This is a genomic window from Gemmatimonadaceae bacterium, from assembly GCA_020852815.1.
Classification (GTDB): Bacteria; Gemmatimonadota; Gemmatimonadetes; order Gemmatimonadales; family Gemmatimonadaceae; genus SCN-70-22.
On record JADZAN010000010.1, the window covers coordinates 56,612 to 73,474 of the forward strand.

Consider the following 16,863-nt stretch of genomic DNA (forward strand, 5'->3'; position numbering starts at 1 on the left):
TGAGGGGGAGACGCATCCGAGGGGTTGGTGCGTCGGGGACAATGTAATGCGAGGGACATACCGCGAGGAACAAGAACTTTGCGGGGATCCGGCGACCGCACCCCGATCCCCCCGGGGTCATGCAACCGTCATCGCCGCCCTACAGGCGGCACACCGCCACGTCACCAGCCTGCATTCGCCGCGAGCGCTGCCTTGCCTGCTTCGTCATGCCCAGCACGTTGGTCGTGCCGCAGGCCAGGGCCGTCACCAGGCTTGGCTCCGCACCGTCGGGATGCAGCGTGCCGCGAAACTGAACCGCCAGCCACAAATCGCGCAGCGACCCGCCCGGCGGGAGCGGGACGGCCAGCGTGGTGCGCGGGAGCGAGCGCCGCTCGCCCGTGCGCAGCACATCGGCCACCGTCACCGCCCCGCTGACGCCCAGCGGAACAGGGAGCCCCGCCGAGTCGCTCGCCACGACCGCGCGCATCGTGACGTCGTCGAGCGGGACACTGTCGGCAGTGCCGCCGCCCCGATACTGCACCCATCCACTGTCCACCACCAACGAAAGTACGTCACCCTCGATGGCCACCGAGGCGTCGACCTCGCCGTGCACCGCCTCGCGCGCGGGGACCGTGACGGCGTGCAACCGGACGGGAGGGGGAGGGGCACAGGCGGTCCCGCTCGCTGCCGTCAGGTACAATACAGCGCGGCGCGCCCCGCGCCATCCGTAGAAGTACCTAACGACCCCGTTCGGCAGCCGTCGGCTGCCGGCGCGGCACAACATGCCGGTACCGGACCACTCGGCCGGCACGCCTTCCGCGATGATTTGTTGGGTGGTTCTAATCCGACCGGCCATGGGCGAGGTGCTGGCGTCGGGAAGACGAGGGAAACACTCGATGAGGAAGGCGAAGGCGGGAGGGGAGAGAATCGTGCCGCACGTGCCGGAGGGAAGGACGATTGGATATGCTACCTACCTACATCGCGCCTGCGAAAACGCAAGAGGCACATCGCACGATAGGTGACGTACACGGCGAGGCGCAACCGCCGCGCGTCGAGAAGCCCGGCTGGAGCGTGGCGCCAAGCCGCGCGCTGCCGCGCCGAACCGCGCGCCTGGCGAGACCGTCGAATGCCAGGGGCCGGGGTGGCGAGCCGCAACATTCGACGTCGTCCGCAATCGCTCCCGTCGCGCAAAGCGCCTGACCCGTCAGGCACAGCGCGCCCCTTGCCTCTAGGCGCATCATGGCGCCGCCGATAACTTCGGGCTGGTGGCCAACGCCTCCCCCCATGGCTCCCCGCCGCCCATGCTCTGCAGCTGACGGACCGCGACGCCTCCGATGACTCCTGACCACGCCGTACCGCCCGCCGACACCACCGCGTCCAGCGCTGCCAACGGAAGCGCCGACGAGGGGACGTTCGCCGTCACCCTCACGCTCGAGCGCGGCTATCGCTTCGCCGTCGATCCCGAGCTTCCGGGGGCCGAGCACTTCCACATCGACGAGTCACCCCCGTTGGGCGAGGGCAGCGCCCCCAATCCGTCGCGCGTGCTTGCCTCGGCCATGGCCTCATGCCTCGCGTCGTCGTTGGCGTTCTGCCTGCGCAAGGCGCGCATCGAGCTCAAGGGGCTCCGTGTCGTGGCGCGCGGCACGCTGGTGCGCAACGAGCGCAAGCGACTGCGGGTGGGGAGCCTGCACGTCGAGCTCTTCCCGGAAGTCGCCGAGAGTGACGTGGAGCGCATGCAGCGCTGTCTCGAGATCTTCGAGGACTTCTGCGTCGTCACGGAGAGCGTGCGAGGCGGAATCCCGGTTGTCGTCGGTGTGGAGACGCACACGAGCTGAGCGACCAGCCCTCGAGTCCGGTCTCGCGCTTGCTGCGAGCGACGGCCGCCCCACGGAATGCTGAGCCGCGAGCTCGGTGTCGATGCATCACGGGCGTACTTCGCTCATCAGTCCGACCGTGTTGCCTTCGGAATCGCGGAGGAACGCCATCCACAGCTCGTGGTCCGGCATGCGCGCCACGAGTTGCGGACCGTGAAGGAACTGCACCCCGCGCTCGACGAGTGTCTCGTGGGCCCCCTCGAGGTCGTCGACGACGTAATACAGGATCGCCCCTGGATGGAACGCCTCACCGCCCTCCGGTTCGGAGATCATGAGGCGCACGCCCCCGCAGTCGAAGAATGCCAGCTTGGGCGGCGCCTCGAAGAGGAGTCGAAGGCCGAGCACGTCGCGATAGAAGGCAACGGCGCGCGCGAGCTCGGTGGCGGGAATGGCAACCTGGCCGAGCCGGGTGATGGCGGTCGAGGGGGTGCTCATGCACGCTCCAGTCGGAGTAGAGACGGTGAGGGGCCGGTCGATGCCGAGTCGTGGCACCGCGGGCATCGCGTGGCACGGCGTGGCACCGCGATTCCGCCGTCCGGCGATGATTGTTAGCTTTGCTAACGAATATGTCAGGCGGAGGGATTCATGGCAAGCAACCGCCGGCGCGAGCGGGCGCAGGGGCGAAGCTCAGCGGCGCGGGTCGCGGACCGGCTCCATTCGTCGGCGATTCATCTGCTTCGGCGCCTGCGGACTGAGGACCGGCGCACGGGGCTGAGCGGACCACGCGCGTCGGCGCTGTCGGTCGTGGTCTTTGGCGGTCCGCTGACGCTGGGCGAGTTGGCGGCCGCCGAACAAGTCAAGCCGCCCACGATGACGCGCCTGATCACGGCGCTGGAAGAGCGCGGCCTGGTCACGCGCGAGAGCGACGCGAGCGATGCGCGTCTCGTGCTCGTGCGTGCGACTGGCGAGGGGATTCGACTGCTGCAGGAGGGGCGCGCGCGTCGGATCGCCCGCCTGCAGGTGGCACTCGAGGGGCTGGACGACGCGCGCCTCGCCACGCTGGACGAGGCGACCGCCATCCTGGGCGAGTTGCTCCCGCAGGTGTGATCCGCTGTGGGGGCGCGCCCCCGCGGGAGGGCGGTCCCGTGAGGGTGAAGGTCGCGCCTAACGACGAATGCGAGCCCGCTGCTCGGCCGCCTTCTCCACCAGGCGACGCAACTCCTTGATCGGTTCCGGTGCATCGTCCACCTGCAACCGCAGCACGACGTCGTTGTTGAGCCACACGCCGCCCCCCTTCTTCACGATCACCATCGCCGCCGACTGCATTCCGCGCGTGTCGCCGCCCGCCCCTTGTCCCGCCTCGAGCGCCGCCAGCAGGCGGAGCGACAGGTGCCCTTTCGTCTCCTCGAAGGCCTTCACCATCGAGGTCACCACCGCTTCGCCGGCGAGGATGTTCCCCTGGGCTGAGCAGTAACGCCCCTGCCGGTCGCCGGCCCAGGTGCTGGCCTTGGGGCCGGTGTAGGCGGCGACATCGCCCTTGGCGTTCATCACGGCGAACTGGCGTCCGAACTTGGTCCAGTCGGTGGGACGCGGATCGGGGTCGTCGCCCCAGACCATCTGCACCACGTCCTTGGGGGACAAGCCGTTGCGCAGGAGGGTGAGTGCCTGCGGTCCGTAACTCACGTCGACGATGGCCTGCGTGGCCACGACCCCCACCCCCGCCTCTGCCCAGAGCACGCCGTTCCCCACCGAGAAGACGCGCGACTGCACGGCGCCGCCAACCTCTCCAGTCTCGGGGTCGTAGCCGAGTATGGAGAAGGTCGCCACGGGTGGCCACGGGAGTGCACCTGCCGCGTGCGGGTCCGCGGCCGGCGGCCGCTGCTGTCCGTGCGCCGCGCCCGCCGAGCTTGCGAGGGCGAGGAGTAGGAGTCCCGCGCCGGCGCTGGCGCGTCGCAGCGCGTGGGCGGAGCGTTTGAACGGAGGGTAACCTGCGTGGCGGACAGGGTGGGACACGGCGACCTCGAAACGTGGAATGTCAGCGCGGCGCGGAGCGTTGCATCTTGGCGTGAATGACGGGTCGTGGGGAAGGGGCGGCGCTTCCCCAGTGCCCGTCGCGGGCGGCGGCGACCCTTCATTAGGATAGACGCATCGAAGCGACATTCCATCAAGAGAGATCGCGGCGGCGCCGACACTCGAGAGGGAGCGGAACAAGTGTGGGTTGTGTCCCTGTTTACGCGTCCGCATTTTTATCCAACTGCTCGGACTTTCTGTTTGGCGGGTGCAAGACCCGCGGGAGAACTGCGAGGGTGGCGGAGTTGGCTTTTCGAGACGGGATCTGGGATCAGATCCGCCTTCAAGAGACCAGGTTCCATGAGCACGCGTATCTCTTCGTGCTTGCGGCACTCGAGTTTCAACAAGGGCGAATCGCGGAACGTCGGCACATCGACGGGCGAGAGCTCGCGGCGGCGGTTCGTGATCTCGCGCTCGAGAAGTTTGGTGTGATGGCGCGGTTGGTACTCGAGCACTGGGGCGTGCGGGCGACGGCGGATGTCGGTGACATCGTATTCACGATGGTGGACTTGGGGCTCCTCATGAGCCAGCCTACCGATTCGCGCCTCGACTTTGTCGACGTGTACGAGTTCGATCACGCCTTTGAGCAAGCGTATCCCTGGAGCGCAGCTCATCTGGCGTGATCTCGTGTCGCGAGGTGCAACACGATTCTTTCACGCGCTTGGAGGCGTAGTGACCCAACCCATGGATTTCCCGAATTGCCAGAAGTGCGAAAAGGGCGTTCTTCTCCCGCTCAGCGACTACGGACGCGACGGTGCGCCAATCACCTACAAGGCGTGGGTGTGCAGCAATCCGGAGTGCGGCTTCAACATCCGCATCGATAACGGCGAGATCAGCTTCGGTCGCACGGTCGGCCAGTCACACAAGTAACCTTTCCACGCTCTCCCCGGTCGCGACACGCTCCATGACCCCCCGCGTCGTGACCTCCGATCAAGCCGTCGCTCGCGACTCGGCCGCGATCGCAGCGGGGATCCCATCCATCCAATTGATGCGACGTGCCGGCCACGGTGCGGCGCACCTCATCCTCGGGCGGCTCGATACCGCCCGCGGGAGGCGCGCGCTTGTCTGCTGTGGTCCGGGGAACAACGGGGGCGACGGATGGATCGTCGCCGCCGCGCTGGCGCGCGCCGGCGTGAGCGTACACGTCGACCAGGCGCTGGAGCCGCGCACCGCCGATGCCGTGACGGCGCGCGATGAAGCCGTCGGCACGGTGTCGTTAGGGGTGCCGACGGAAGCGGTCGATGTCGTCGTCGATGCGCTCCTGGGAACGGGCGCGCAAGGTCCGTTGCGCGGCGCCATTGCCGACTCCGTCGCGCGCATCGCCGAGGCGCGCGCGCACGGTGCGTTCGTCGTCGCCCTCGACCTCCCCACGGGGCTCGACGCCACCACCGGCGAGCTGGCGCGTGGCTGTGTGCCGGCAGACCTCACCATCACCTTTGGTACGGTCAAACGCGCGCAGGTGCTGTCGCGCAGCGCCTGCGGCGAGATCGTTGCGCTCGACATCGGGCTCGGCGCGCACGCCGACCTCCCCGATGGCGCCCCCGCGTTGGTGGACGCGGCATGGGTGGCGCGGCACACGCCGGCCATCGCCGCCGAGGCGCACAAGGGGACACGCCGTCGCCTCCTAATCGTGGGAGGAGACCGGGGGATGGCGGGGGCGGTGGCGCTGGCGGCGCGCGGGGCGCTGCGTTCCGGCATCGGAATGGTGCGACTCTGCGTCCATCCCGACAGCCTGGCCCCGCTCCAGTCGGCGGTCCCCGAGGCCACGGCGACCGATTGGCCGCTGGCAGCTCCAGATGCCGGGCTCGTCGCGTGGCCCAACGTCCTCCTCATCGGCCCGGGGCTTGGAAGTGGCGACGAGACCCGCGCCCGCGTGGAGGCGTGGCTCGACGCGTGGACCGGGCCGGTCGTGGTCGATGCCGACGCGCTGAATGCCTTTGCCGGCAACGAGTCCGCGCTGGGCGACCTGCTCGACGCGCGGCCGGCAATCGTGACCCCACATCCGCTGGAGTTCGCCCGCCTGATCGGTGTGGACGTCGACAGCGTCCTTTCGGAACGTTTCGAGGTGGGGGCTCGCCTGGCGCGGGCGCTCCACGCCACGGTGCTGCTCAAGGGGGTGCCGAGCGTGATCACCGCACCTAACGGCGAATCGCTGGTGAGCGCGGCGGGGACGCCGGTCCTTGGTACGGCGGGGAGCGGCGACATTCTGGCGGGCATCGCGGCCACGCTCCTCGCGCAGGGGGGCGACCCCTTTGCCGCGGCGGCGTGCGCGGCGTGGATTCATGGGCGCGCCGCCGAGATCGCGAACACCGGGCGTCCGGTGCGGGGCGTGGTGCTCGACGACGTCGTCCGCGCCTTGGGTATCGCCTGGCGTCCCATTCCCGCCGAGAGCGCCGACATCCTTGCCCGCCTCCCGCGGGTCGGCGACGCCTGACGGAGCGGAGGGACCGTGCCGCACATCTCCCTCGCCTCGGGGCGCGAGTTCGACCTTGTCCGTGCCATGCTGGCTCGCTGGGGGGAGTTAGCCAGCGGCGTGGGCGACGATGCCGCGGTGCTCGACATTCCGCCGGGCGAACGTCTCGTGGTCAGCACCGACAGCTCGGTGGATGGCGTGCACTTCCGGCGCGAGTGGCTCACGCCGGCCGAGATCGGCTATCGCGCAACCGCCGCGGCGCTCAGCGACCTCGCGGCGATGGCGGCCACCCCGCGGGGGCTCGTGGTCGCGCTCACCCTTCCGGAGTCGTGGCTCACGACGGTGGAGGCGCTCGCCGACGGGATTGGCGAGGCGGCGCGCCTGAGCGGAACGCCGATCGTTGGGGGCGACATTGCGCGCGCGTCGGAGCTGTCGATCACGGTGACCGTCATGGGGTCCACGGCGCTCCCGACGCACCGCAACGCGGTGCGCCCCGGCGACTGCTTGTACGTGACGGGCGTGCTGGGAGGGCCGGCCACCGCGCTGCGCGCGCTCGAGCGTGGGGAAGTGCCCGAGCCGCAGGCGCGCGAGCGATTCGCCCGCCCGCGAGCGCGCGTGCAGGAGGGGATCTGGCTGGCGCAGCATGGTGTGCGGGCTATGATCGACATTTCCGACGGCCTTGCATCGGAGCTGCGTCACCTCGCGGTGGCGAGTGCGGTGGAACTCCGCGTCGACGTGGACCGTGTCCCCGTGATGCGCGGTTGCACGTTGCCCGATGCGCTGCGCGGGGGCGAGGAGTACGAGCTCCTGCTGGCGTCGCCGCATCCTATCGATGCGAACGAGTTCGCGCGCACCTTTGCCCTTCCGCTGAGCGAGATCGCGCGTGCGCGCGCGAGCGAGACTCCGGCGGTGGTGGGAGTGCGGGGCGCGACGGGGGAGCGCGTTGACCTCAGTGCGGGGTACGATCACTTTTCGACGTGATGCGTGCGCTTCTCGTCGGACTGACGTTCCTTGTGACCACACCCATATTCGGGGGGCTCGCCGTTCTCGGAGCATTGCTGGGCCGCCCCGATGTGCACGGATCGGTGTTCGACTGGGCCCCGCGCCTGTGGGCCCGTTCCATCCTGTGGGCGGCGGGCGTTCGTCTGCACCTGCACAACCCGGAGCGCGTCGCGCCACGCTCGGCGCGGATGTATGTGGCCAACCACGTCTCCTGGTTCGATGTCTTCGCGCTGCTGAGCATCGTTCCGCGAAACAAGTGGGTGGCCAAGGCGGAGCTGCTCAAGATCCCGATCTTTGGTCCCGCGGCCCGGCGCGTGGGGACCATCTTCATCGAGCGGCAGAACCGGAAGGCCGCGTTCGCCCAGTACGATGCCGCCGCGGCGATCATTCGTAGTGGGGCGTCGGTGATCGTCGCCGCGGAAGGGACGCGCGCCGACACGTATGCGCTCCGAGCGTTCAAGAAGGGGCCATTCGTCCTCGCCATTGCGGCCGGTGTCCCGATTGTCCCGACCGTGGTGCACGGGACGCTGGCCGTGCATCCGCGCGGGTCGTGGCGCGTCACGAGCGGTGACGTGCACGTGCACTTTCTCGAGGAGATCCTCACCGAGGGCTACTCGTACGACCGCCGCAATGAACTCGCCAAGTTGGTGTGGGACCGCATGGCCGAGGCGCTGCGCACGTTGTACGGCATCGAGAGCGCTCCCGAAACCGAACGCGACCCCGCCGGAATCGCCGACTAGCCAAGTATTTCATCGTTAGCCCCCCTCGTCTTCTCGTCCTCTCGTCCTCTCGTCTTCTCGCCTCACAGGAAGCCATGTCCACCATCCTCGACATCCACGCCCGCGAGATCCTCGACAGCCGCGGCAATCCCACCATCGAAGTCGACGTGACGCTGCAGAGCGGCGCCGCCGGCCGCGCCGCCGTTCCGTCGGGGGCGTCGACGGGGGAGCATGAGGCGCTGGAGCTGCGCGACGGCACCGCCGGGCGCTACCTCGGAAAGGGGGTGCAGACGGCGGTGAAGAACGTCATCGAGACGATTGGTCCGGCGCTGCGCGGGATGGATCCCACGGAGCAGGTCGAGATCGACCGCGCGATGATCGACCTGGACGGTACCCCCAACAAGGGAAAGCTGGGGGCGAACGCGATCCTTGGCGTGTCGATGGCGGTGGCGCGCGCCGCGGCCGTGGAGAGCGGGCTCCCGCTCTATCGCTACCTTGGCGGCCCGCTGGCGCGCACCATGCCGGTCCCGCTCATGAACATCCTCAACGGCGGCGCGCACTCCACCAACACGGTCGACTTCCAGGAGTACATGATCGTCCCCGTGGGTGCGGAGACCTTCGCCGATGCACTTCGGATGGGCGCCGAGGTCTTCCACTCGCTCAAGAAGGTGTTGGTGAAGCGCAAGCTCAGCACCGGCGTGGGCGACGAAGGCGGCTTTGCCCCCGACCTCAAGAGCGACGAGGATGCGCTGCGGATCGTGATCGAGGCGATCGAGGCGGCGGGCTACGCGCCCGGCAAGGAGATCGCGCTCGCGCTCGACTGCGCCGCCTCCGAGCTGTTCGAGAAGAAGGGGAAGAAGTACACGTTCAAGAAGAGCGGCGCCGGGACGCGCGATGCCAAGGGGATGGTCGAACTCTACGCCAAGTGGCTCGAGGAGTACCCGATCGTCTCCATCGAGGACGGCCTGGCCGAGGACGACTGGGACGGGTGGGCGCAGCTCACGGCCACGTTAGGCGATCGCTGCCAGCTCGTGGGCGACGACCTCTTCGTGACCAACACCGAGCGCCTGGCCAAGGGGATCGAGAACGGCATCGGCAACTCGATCCTCATCAAGGTCAACCAGATCGGGACGCTGACCGAGACGCTGGAGGCGATCGAGATGGCGCGCGCCGCCGGCTACCTCTCCATCATCTCGCATCGTTCCGGCGAGACCGAGGACACCTTCATCGCCGATCTTGCGGTGGGCACCGGCGCGGGGCAGATCAAGACCGGGAGTGCATCGCGCACCGATCGCGTCGCGAAGTACAACCAACTGCTGCGCATCGAGGAGATGCTGGGCGACATCGCCGAGTATCCCGGCGGCGCGATCTACGGGCTGTGATGCGCTGCGGATCGTTGGTCACCGCGGTGGGCAACGGTGAACCGTGTTGAAGCGGTTCGCCGTTGCCCTCGGGCTCGTCCTCGCGGCCTACTTCGCCATCCAGGGAGGCGAGTACTCGACCACCGACCTGTTCCGGCAGCGCAGTCGCGAAGCGATCCTGCGGCACACGATCGACTCGTTGCAGCATGATGTGGATTCGCTCACCGCGCTCAAGAAGCGTATCGCCACCGATCCCGCCTTGCAGGAGCGCATTGCGCGCGAGGAGATCGGGATGGTGCGGAGCGACAAGGAGCTGATGTACCGGTTCGATCCGCCCGACAGCGCCAACGCTCGGCGGAAGTAGCGGATGCCGTGGCGGGAGGCACAGGGACGCCGCGCGCAACGAAAGCGCGCGAACCTGGGCGCTCCCGCCGGCTCCGTGCGTTCACTTGACTTCACCATGCACCGGTCTAGATTCCGCCTTCCCTGACGCGGGGTGGAGCAGCCTGGTAGCTCGTCGGGCTCATAACCCGAAGGTCGCGGGTTCAAATCCCGCCCCCGCTACTTCTCAAGTTCGAAAGTGAACGCGGTCGGTGCCGTTGGCGCCGACCGCGTTTCTTTCATGCGCACCGGGCGCGACTCTCGCGCGCTGCGCCCTCTCGGGCGCGACCGTCAATAGCTACCGCCGAAGCCGGCGAGCAGGAAGGTGGTCTCCGACCCCGAGACGAGGTACGGGACGCCGAGTCGTGCCGCCTGACGCAGCGCGCTCGTGAGCAAGGTGTCGGGGGTCTCGACGGAGAGTGCGATGAGCGGAGCGGTCCCCGCACGCATCGCCGACGGCGAGCCGCTGCCGGCGCCGGGCCAGACCTCCCAGTCCATCGTCCAGCGGTCGCGCTGGAAGCTGAAGCCCTGGGGAAGGAGCGGCTGCAACTCCGCGGGAACGCTCCCGCGCGACGCCTCCGACGGCCAGTCCTGATGTTCGGTGTTGTAGTTGTAGGCGGCCACGCGCACTGCCTGCACGTCGCCAATGATGGCTCGTGCCTCGGCCTGGCGCCGAAGCTCGGTGTATCGTGGGAAGCCCATGCGGACGACGATCCCGAGGATCGTCAGAACCACGAGGAGTTCGGGAATCGAGAAGCCGCGACGTCGAGTGCGCATCAGTGCCCGGTGGCCGAGATGACGTCCTCGGCCTGGCCGAGGTACGATTGAATGGGAGCGCTGGAGTCGAAGGTGTAGGTCTGGTCCAGCACCTTGGTGCTGAGGGTGAACGAACCCTCGGTGCCCGGGATGTACCTGATGTCGTATCGATCCACGCCGGCTTCGAACAGCGAGTTGGGGAGCCGGCCCTGCGTGACGCGGAAGTGCGTCACCGATTGGGCGGCGAGGAAGAGGATCAATCGCCCGCTGGCGCGCGTCACCTTGGGATCGGGTGGCGCGTAGCGCGAGGAGGATGGGTACGGGGCGAGCCATGCGGCGGCGCAGAGGAGCGCGAGCGTGCCAATCACCGCGCCGCGTGAGCGGGGGCGCTGCTGCACGGTGGCTTCCTCGGCGAGTTCCTTGCGCTTCTCGGCGAGGAACTCCTCGACGAGCGACTGGACCTTCGCATCGTTCGAGGGCGACGCTTTCGGGGCGGCGACGCGCTGCATGGGAGTCGGGCGATCGGGAAGTCGACGCGCGTGGACCCCAGGGGACTACCCTGGGCGCGTGGGACGCTCCTTGTGATCTTCGACAGGAGCGCGTCCCGTCTTTAGCGCACCAAACGCCGTGGGGTGAGCGTGACGCCGACCCGGCGTCCCCCTATGACGGGGGGGCGGAGGTGATTAGAATTCCCGTCCCGCCGAACCGTCGCGCGGTCGTGCGACGAGACGGTGTGTTGGCTGGGTAGCTCAGGTGGTTAGAGCACGGCACTCATAATGCCGGGGTCGCCGGTTCGAATCCGGCCCCAGCTACTGGTAGGGCGGCTGGCGGGAGACGCCGCTGGCACCTGGACGAGAATGGCGCCCGCGATCGAGGAGATCGCGACTTTCCTGAGCGGCCGCGAACGGGCCGTCGCCGATGCAAGCTCCCCGTGTCATCCCGCCTGGCGAAGGGGTTCCCCCGGTCATCGTCGTCGACGCCAGCGATCGGCCATTGCGCCTCGCCGAGAAGCTCTCGGTGCACCAGACCGGGACGCTGCATCGTGCGGTCTCGGTCTTTGCCTTCGACGCGTCGGGCGCGATGCTGGTCCAGCGACGGGCGGCGGGGAAGTATCACTCGGGCGGGTTGTGGTCCAACAGCGCGTGCACCCATCCGCGCGACGGCGAGTCGCCGGCAATGGCGGCGCGCCGGTGCCTGCGTGAGGAGATGGGGGTGGAGTGCGTGTCGCTGGAGCCTGCGTTCGCCTTCATCTATCGCGCGCAGGTCGCGCCCACGCTGGTCGAGCACGAGTACGACCATGTCTTCGTGGCGCGCGTGGTGGAGGAGCCTTCGCCCAATGCGGACGAGGTCTCCGCGTGGCGTCGCCTGACGCTGGATGAAGCTCGCGCCGAGCTGGCCGCCGACGATTCGCGCTTCTCCGCGTGGTTCCCACTGGCGCTGGAGCGACTGGCGGGGCTGGAGGTGACGGCGCGCGCCTCCCAGCCGTTGGCGCCGGGGGAACAACCAGGTTCGTGAATGACAACGGGCGCCCGTCGCTTGCACGGGCGCCCGCTGTCTGTCACTGGGCGTTAGTGGAACACGCCAGAGTCGGTGTCGCCGCTCAGGGGACGACGAACGACTTGGTGATCGAGTTGGTCAGGCCACCGGCGTCGGTGACCTTGAGCGTGGCGGAGTACGACCCTGGGGGTCCGACGAAGATCCGCTTGATGGAGCCGGTCCACGTCTCGGCGCCGCGCGAGGAGACCGTCCAGGTGTACGACGTCACGCCGACGTCGTCGGTGGACGAGGTGCCGTTGAAGCTGCACGATTTGCCATTGCCCCTCACGGCTGGCGTGCAGCTGCTGACGGTGAAGTTGGCCACGGGGGGCTGATTGGTCGGCGGCGTGGTCCCACCGATGTTGCCCACGTAGAGGAGCCGGTTCGCCGTTCCCGTGCCGGGGTTGGTGATCTTGCCGGTGGTGGCGTCGGCCTTCATGGCCGCCTCGACCTGTGCCGGCGTGAACGCCGGGTTCTTCGAGAGGTACAGCGCGGCGGCGCCGGCGGCGTGCGGCGAGGCCATGGAGGTGCCGCTGATGGTGTTGGTGGCCGTGTTGCTCCCGATCCAGGCGCTCTTGATGCTTTGTCCCGGGGCAAAGATGTCGGTGCAGGTGCCGTAGTTGGAGAAGTACGCGCGTGCGTCGGTGTTGGTGCTCGCGTTGGTGCTGATGACGCCATTCACCACGCCGCGGCGCGCCGGCGAGTAGTAGCAGGCATCATCGGTGTCGTTGCCCGACGCGACGGCGAAGGTGACGCCGGCAGCGACGAGGTTGTTGGTGGCATTGTCCACCGTGCTGCTGGCCCCGCCACCGAGGGAGGCGTTGGCGACCGCGGGGAGCTGCTTGTTGGCAATGACCCAGTTGATACCGGAGATGACGCCGGCCCACGTGCCGGAGCCTGAGGCGTCGAGGACGCGAACGGCGTGGAGGGTGACGCTCTTGGCGAGTCCATAGGTCGTGCCGCCGACGGTGCCAGCGACGTGGGTGCCGTGCCCGTTGCCGTCGTTCGTGGTGCCGTTTCCGGTGAAGTCAGCGCCGTTGCCGACGCGCCCGGTGAACTCGGTGTGGGTGGCATTGAGCCCGGTGTCGATGATGTAGGCGTGGACGCCGGCGCCGGTGTTGGGGTAGGTGTAGCTGTTGTTGAGCGGGAGGTTGCGTTGGTCCACGCGGTCCTGCCCCCAGGAGCCTACGGGAGACTGGACGCCGGTGGCGTGGACGACTCCGTTCGGCTCGACGAAGTCGATGTCGGCGCGGCGGCGAAGCTCGGTGATGGCGGCGGGGGACATGCGCACGGCGAAGCCGTTCACGGCGCGATCCCAGCGCGCCGTCACGGTGCCGCCCCGCGCACTGGCTTCGCTGACGGCGCTGGACTGCGCCGTCATGTCGCCGGGAGTGCGGAGCACGACGAGATACTCGTTGGGGACGACCTGCGTGCTGACGTTGCCCTGCGGCACGATGAGGGGAGCGAGGCGTGCGCCGGCGCTCGGCGAGGTTGCGTCGGCACACGCGGTGGCGGCGAGGCCGACAGCTGCAATCATCAGGTACCCGTGCTTCACAAGACCTCCAGGTTGGGGATCACGACCGTGCGACTCTCCGCGGGGCGGACGCGAGCGCGTTGCCGGGGCACGCATCTCGTTCTGTTGCGGCCCTCCCTGCCGAGGAATCACGCCGAACATCCTCGTGCAATGTGCGCGCCCGCGCATACGGCCCCGTCCGACGGGAACGGCTAGCGCCCCGTGCGCTGCGCGCCCCGCGGAGCGGCGCGCAACACTACAGGGGTCGGTCGCGCGCGTCAATGCGCCGGCGCATTCGCTTTGCGTGCTTTGACTCTCTTTCACGCGCGCATGCCTCAGCCTGTCACGAAGTGTACGCCACGTCACAAAAAAGCGAGGCGCCGATGCCACGCCACGCGGTCATCCGTGCAGCGCGCGCGCGCGTCACCGTGCGGCACCGGCGATAGTGCCGCGCCGAGCGAGCCGATACTGCCATGCAGGCGGTGTGTGCGCGGTCGTTCCCGCGCGCTCGTCGCTCACGGTCCTTTCCCATCCTTTCATGCTTGGCGACCTCTTCAAGCGGTATTTCGCGCCGACACGTTCCGGAGTTGCGCCTGGCGGGAGCGACCCCGGTGGCGCGCCGGCCACCGACGCCCCGCGCGCAACGCACGGCGCTACCTCCAGGCCGCTCGACGCGACCGACGGGAGTGCCGCTGCACCGCTGGCCGGGCTGCACGCCGTGCCGCGCGACGCCGACGCGCGCGAGATGCAGGAATGGCTGGAACTCGATATCCGCACCCGCATTGGCGAAGTGAGCAACGTGCTCGGTCGCGCCGACCGCGAGACCGACGCGCCCCGTCTCCTCGATGCACTCCTGGAATCGTTCGAGGCGGTGGTGCGACAGCCGCCGCTGGCCGCGCAACGCGCGCTGAGCGTCACGCGCGACGTCAATGCGCCCACGTCGAAGCTCGTCACGCTCGTCGAGAGCGATCCCGGGCTTGGCCAGGCACTCCTGCGCTACGCCAACTCGGCCTACTACGCCACAGCCGGCGGGCGCGTCGTCTCGCTTCACGGCGCGGTGCAGCGCGTGGGGACATCGGGGGTGCACAACGTCGTCCTGAGGACGATGGTCGACGGGATGCTCTGCCGTCCGGGGAGCGCCTACCAGGATCTCGTGAACCTGTCGTGGCAGCACATGGTGCGCGTGGCCCCCATCACCCGTTCCCTCTCTCCCGCCTTCAGGGCAGTGCCTGACGAGGCCTACGCACTCGGGCTGCTGCACGACGTGGGCAAGCTCGTGATCTTCGATCGCCTCGGCGAGCTTCGCAAGTCGCTGCGGCGCGAGGTGAAGTTTCCGTCGTCGATCGTGAGCGTGGTGTTGCGCATGCTGCACGAGCCGCTCGGCGGACTGGCCGCTCTGCAGTGGGGGCTTGGCGCCGGCGTGTCACATGCGATCGCCACGCATCACCGCTCGCCGGTGCCGGAGATGTACGATCCGCGCTGCGAACTGCTGTACCTCGCCGAGCGTATCGATCTCGCCCGCGTCCGCGGTAGGCCGGTGGAGCTGGAGCGCTGGTGGAAAGATGGACTCGTGGTGACGCCGCTCGACACCATCGAGCGGGGCGTGGCGTCGCTTCCCGAGGACGTCGAGGAGCCCGTGCTCGCCTGACGAGTTCGCGTCCGAGCGCCTGTCGAGGTGTCGCTCGCCAAACGAGCCGGCGCCGGTCAGGTCAGGAGCACGGGACGCGGCGGAGGGAGGGCGTCGCCGTCGGCGTGCACGGTGCGGTCGCGGGCCCACGTGCGCAGTGCGCCTAACGACTCGGCCATGGTGCGCGAGAGCGGACGCGTGGCTGCCAGTTCATGCACGATGCGCCCCTGCGTCAGCGCGGCGTTGTCGCTGAAGGCGGCGTATTGCGCGGCGACGATCGCCTGCTCGATCTCCGCCCCGCTGAAGCCGTCCGACGCCGCCACCAGCGGTTCGAGCGACATGCTGGCCGGATCGCACCCCCGCTTGCGCAGGTGAATCTCGAAGATCGCGCGGCGCGACGCGGCGCGCGGGAGGTCGACGAAGAAGACCTCGTCGAATCGCCCCTTGCGGATGAACTCCGGCGGGAGCGCCGAGACGTCGTTGGCCGTCGCGACGACGAAGACGTCGCCCCGCCGGTCCTGCAGCCATGAGAGGAAGCCGCCAAAGACGCGCCGCGAGACGCCGCCATCCTGCTCACCCCCCGACGAGGCGAACGCCTTCTCGATTTCGTCGATCCAGAGGACGATCGGTGCCATGCGCTCGGCGGTGCGCAGCGCACGCTTGAAGTTCTTCTCGCTGTCACCGATGTACTTGTCGAACAGGAGCCCCGGGTCGAGGCGCAGCAGCGGGAGCGACCATTCGTGCGCGACCGACTTGGCGCACAGGCTCTTCCCACACCCCGGGACGCCGAGGAGGAGGATTCCCTTGGGGAAGGGGAGCCCCGCCGCCTGCGCGCGCTCCGGCTCGAGGACGGCGGCCCGGCGTCGCGACAGCCATGCCTTCAAACCTTCGAGCCCTGCCACGCCCGCCATCCCGCTCTCGGTGGACCAGTACTCGAGGAGCCCGTCCTGCTCCACTGCCTGACGCTTGGCGTCGGTCACGCGCGGGATGTCGGCGGCGCTGAGCGCCCCGTCGATCATGATGAGGCGCGTCAGGATCTTCTCCGCCTCGGTGAGCGAGAGGCCTCCCAGATTGTGCAGGAGGCGGGCGCGGTCGGAGGGGGAGAGGTCGAGGCGCACCGGCATGCGCGCGGAATTGTCGCGCACCACGCGCTCCAGGAGGGCGCGGTACTCCTCGGCCTCGGGGGCGGGGAGCGAGACCACGATGGCGTGTGGGCGAAGCGACTCGGGGAGCGTCACGTCGCCGCCCGAGATCACGAGGGCCCCACGCCGCATCCCGAACCGCTCCACCACGTCGTGCAGCTGCGAGACCACGAGCGGGTCCTGCAGGTGTGCGCCGAGCGCCGGGAAATGAAAGATGCCGGCCCCCTCGCGCTCGACGTGCCGCAGCGCGTCGGTGGGGAGGGCGGTGTCGTCGGCAAAGGGCTCACCCGCCCCGGCGCCGCGACGCACCCCCTTGGAGCGACGCCATTCGTGATAGTGCAGGGAAAGGCGCGAGGCGACATGCCGAAGGACTTCTTCGCTCCGCTCGTACTCCCAGGTGTCGAGGACCACCAGAGGGTAGCGGGAGCGAATGAGGAGTTCCAGTTCGTCGACGAAGGAGGCGCGGGTCATGGCGGATGTGTGACGTGATCCCCCTAATGACTGTCCGATTGGTGGGGCGTCACCTGCAACTACCGGCCGACGGCGAGGG

At 68.9% G+C, this 16,863-nt stretch carries 18 protein-coding genes and 2 tRNA genes; 13 read left to right on the top strand and 7 right to left on the bottom strand.

The features are described 5' to 3' along the window. Positions 1-139: 139 nt before the first annotated feature. On the bottom strand, positions 140-625 hold the full coding sequence (locus tag IT359_05575; protein ID MCC6928447.1) for a hypothetical protein: 486 nt from the start codon (positions 623-625) through the stop codon (positions 140-142). A 688-nt stretch (positions 626-1,313) separates the two neighbouring features. Here IT359_05575 and IT359_05580 point away from each other — a divergent pair. Further along, the gene (locus IT359_05580) at positions 1,314-1,814 is read left to right on the top strand and encodes an OsmC family protein (GenBank protein MCC6928448.1); all 501 of its coding nucleotides are present in this window, start codon (positions 1,314-1,316) and stop codon (positions 1,812-1,814) included. Between the two features lie 87 nt (positions 1,815-1,901). Here the strand turns inward: IT359_05580 and IT359_05585 are convergent, their stop codons facing one another. After that, on the bottom strand, positions 1,902-2,288 hold the full coding sequence (locus IT359_05585; GenBank protein ID MCC6928449.1) for a VOC family protein: 387 nt from the start codon (positions 2,286-2,288) through the stop codon (positions 1,902-1,904). 150 nt (positions 2,289-2,438) lie between these two features. Between IT359_05585 and IT359_05590 the strand changes: the two genes are divergently transcribed. Further along, positions 2,439-2,900, top strand: a complete 462-nt coding sequence (locus IT359_05590; protein ID MCC6928450.1) for a MarR family transcriptional regulator — start codon at positions 2,439-2,441, stop codon at positions 2,898-2,900. A gap of 57 nt (positions 2,901-2,957) precedes the next feature. Here IT359_05590 and IT359_05595 read toward each other — a convergent pair whose 3' ends face one another. After that, complete coding sequence (locus tag IT359_05595; GenBank protein MCC6928451.1) at positions 2,958-3,620, bottom strand: DUF1028 domain-containing protein; 663 nt, start codon at positions 3,618-3,620, stop codon at positions 2,958-2,960. 479 nt (positions 3,621-4,099) lie between these two features. Between IT359_05595 and IT359_05600 the strand changes: the two genes are divergently transcribed. The 8 genes from IT359_05600 to IT359_05635 all read left to right on the top strand — a co-directional run bounded on the left by IT359_05600 (position 4,100) and on the right by IT359_05635 (position 9,922). Continuing rightward, the gene (locus IT359_05600; protein MCC6928452.1) at positions 4,100-4,486 is read left to right on the top strand and encodes a hypothetical protein; all 387 of its coding nucleotides are present in this window, start codon (positions 4,100-4,102) and stop codon (positions 4,484-4,486) included. 61 nt (positions 4,487-4,547) lie between these two features. Beyond that, positions 4,548-4,733 (top strand): hypothetical protein, encoded by a 186-nt coding sequence (locus tag IT359_05605; protein MCC6928453.1) that lies wholly within the window; start codon positions 4,548-4,550, stop codon positions 4,731-4,733. A gap of 34 nt (positions 4,734-4,767) precedes the next feature. Continuing rightward, complete coding sequence (locus IT359_05610) at positions 4,768-6,297, top strand: NAD(P)H-hydrate dehydratase (protein ID MCC6928454.1); 1,530 nt, start codon at positions 4,768-4,770, stop codon at positions 6,295-6,297. Between the two features lie 15 nt (positions 6,298-6,312). Beyond that, positions 6,313-7,257, top strand: coding sequence for a thiamine-phosphate kinase (gene thiL / locus IT359_05615; GenBank protein MCC6928455.1), 945 nt, complete (start codon positions 6,313-6,315; stop codon positions 7,255-7,257). 32 nt (positions 7,258-7,289) lie between these two features. Then, the gene (locus tag IT359_05620; GenBank protein ID MCC6928456.1) at positions 7,290-8,018 is read left to right on the top strand and encodes a 1-acyl-sn-glycerol-3-phosphate acyltransferase; all 729 of its coding nucleotides are present in this window, start codon (positions 7,290-7,292) and stop codon (positions 8,016-8,018) included. Between the two features lie 74 nt (positions 8,019-8,092). After that, the gene (gene eno / locus IT359_05625) at positions 8,093-9,379 is read left to right on the top strand and encodes a phosphopyruvate hydratase (protein ID MCC6928457.1); all 1,287 of its coding nucleotides are present in this window, start codon (positions 8,093-8,095) and stop codon (positions 9,377-9,379) included. 43 nt (positions 9,380-9,422) lie between these two features. Further along, complete coding sequence (locus tag IT359_05630; GenBank protein ID MCC6928458.1) at positions 9,423-9,722, top strand: hypothetical protein; 300 nt, start codon at positions 9,423-9,425, stop codon at positions 9,720-9,722. A gap of 126 nt (positions 9,723-9,848) precedes the next feature. Beyond that, positions 9,849-9,922: transfer RNA gene (locus IT359_05635), tRNA-Met, on the top strand. A gap of 108 nt (positions 9,923-10,030) precedes the next feature. On the opposite strand, the gene IT359_05640 is transcribed toward IT359_05635, so the two are convergent. Further along, positions 10,031-10,516 carry a type II secretion system protein gene (locus IT359_05640; GenBank protein ID MCC6928459.1) on the bottom strand — a complete coding sequence of 162 codons (486 nt, stop codon included), beginning with the start codon at positions 10,514-10,516 and terminating at the stop codon, positions 10,031-10,033. Further along, positions 10,516-11,004 (bottom strand): hypothetical protein, encoded by a 489-nt coding sequence (locus IT359_05645; GenBank protein MCC6928460.1) that lies wholly within the window; start codon positions 11,002-11,004, stop codon positions 10,516-10,518. Before IT359_05645 ends, IT359_05640 begins: the two co-directional genes overlap by 1 nt. 229 nt (positions 11,005-11,233) lie before the next feature. Here IT359_05645 and IT359_05650 point away from each other — a divergent pair. Beyond that, positions 11,234-11,307, top strand: a tRNA-Met gene (locus tag IT359_05650). Positions 11,308-11,413: 106 nt separating this feature from the next. Then, complete coding sequence (idi, locus tag IT359_05655; protein ID MCC6928461.1) at positions 11,414-12,010, top strand: isopentenyl-diphosphate Delta-isomerase; 597 nt, start codon at positions 11,414-11,416, stop codon at positions 12,008-12,010. A gap of 85 nt (positions 12,011-12,095) precedes the next feature. Here the strand turns inward: idi and IT359_05660 are convergent, their stop codons facing one another. Next, positions 12,096-13,586 carry a S8 family serine peptidase gene (locus tag IT359_05660; GenBank protein MCC6928462.1) on the bottom strand — a complete coding sequence of 497 codons (1,491 nt, stop codon included), beginning with the start codon at positions 13,584-13,586 and terminating at the stop codon, positions 12,096-12,098. A gap of 496 nt (positions 13,587-14,082) precedes the next feature. On the opposite strand from IT359_05660, the gene IT359_05665 reads away from it, so the two are divergent. Next, a complete protein-coding gene (locus IT359_05665; GenBank protein ID MCC6928463.1) occupies positions 14,083-15,192 on the top strand; it encodes an HDOD domain-containing protein in 1,110 nt (369 codons plus the stop codon). Between the two features lie 56 nt (positions 15,193-15,248). On the opposite strand, the gene IT359_05670 is transcribed toward IT359_05665, so the two are convergent. Continuing rightward, positions 15,249-16,784: an AAA family ATPase gene (locus tag IT359_05670; protein ID MCC6928464.1), complete on the bottom strand. Its 1,536-nt coding sequence runs from the start codon at positions 16,782-16,784 to the stop codon at positions 15,249-15,251. Between the last annotated feature and the right edge of the window lie 79 nt (positions 16,785-16,863).

Coding starts and splice junctions, on each gene's coding strand:
- IT359_05580 (MCC6928448.1), top strand. CDS start 1,314: ATGACTCCTGACCACGCCGTACCGCCCGCCGACACCACCGCGTCCAGC.
- IT359_05585 (MCC6928449.1), bottom strand. CDS start 2,288: ATGAGCACCCCCTCGACCGCCATCACCCGGCTCGGCCAGGTTGCCATT.
- IT359_05590 (MCC6928450.1), top strand. CDS start 2,439: ATGGCAAGCAACCGCCGGCGCGAGCGGGCGCAGGGGCGAAGCTCAGCG.
- IT359_05605 (MCC6928453.1), top strand. CDS start 4,548: ATGGATTTCCCGAATTGCCAGAAGTGCGAAAAGGGCGTTCTTCTCCCG.
- IT359_05610 (MCC6928454.1), top strand. CDS start 4,768: ATGACCCCCCGCGTCGTGACCTCCGATCAAGCCGTCGCTCGCGACTCG.
- eno (MCC6928457.1), top strand. CDS start 8,093: ATGTCCACCATCCTCGACATCCACGCCCGCGAGATCCTCGACAGCCGC.
- IT359_05640 (MCC6928459.1), bottom strand. CDS start 10,516: ATGCGCACTCGACGTCGCGGCTTCTCGATTCCCGAACTCCTCGTGGTT.
- IT359_05645 (MCC6928460.1), bottom strand. CDS start 11,004: ATGCAGCGCGTCGCCGCCCCGAAAGCGTCGCCCTCGAACGATGCGAAG.
- idi (MCC6928461.1), top strand. CDS start 11,414: ATGCAAGCTCCCCGTGTCATCCCGCCTGGCGAAGGGGTTCCCCCGGTC.
- IT359_05665 (MCC6928463.1), top strand. CDS start 14,083: ATGCTTGGCGACCTCTTCAAGCGGTATTTCGCGCCGACACGTTCCGGA.
- IT359_05670 (MCC6928464.1), bottom strand. CDS start 16,784: ATGACCCGCGCCTCCTTCGTCGACGAACTGGAACTCCTCATTCGCTCC.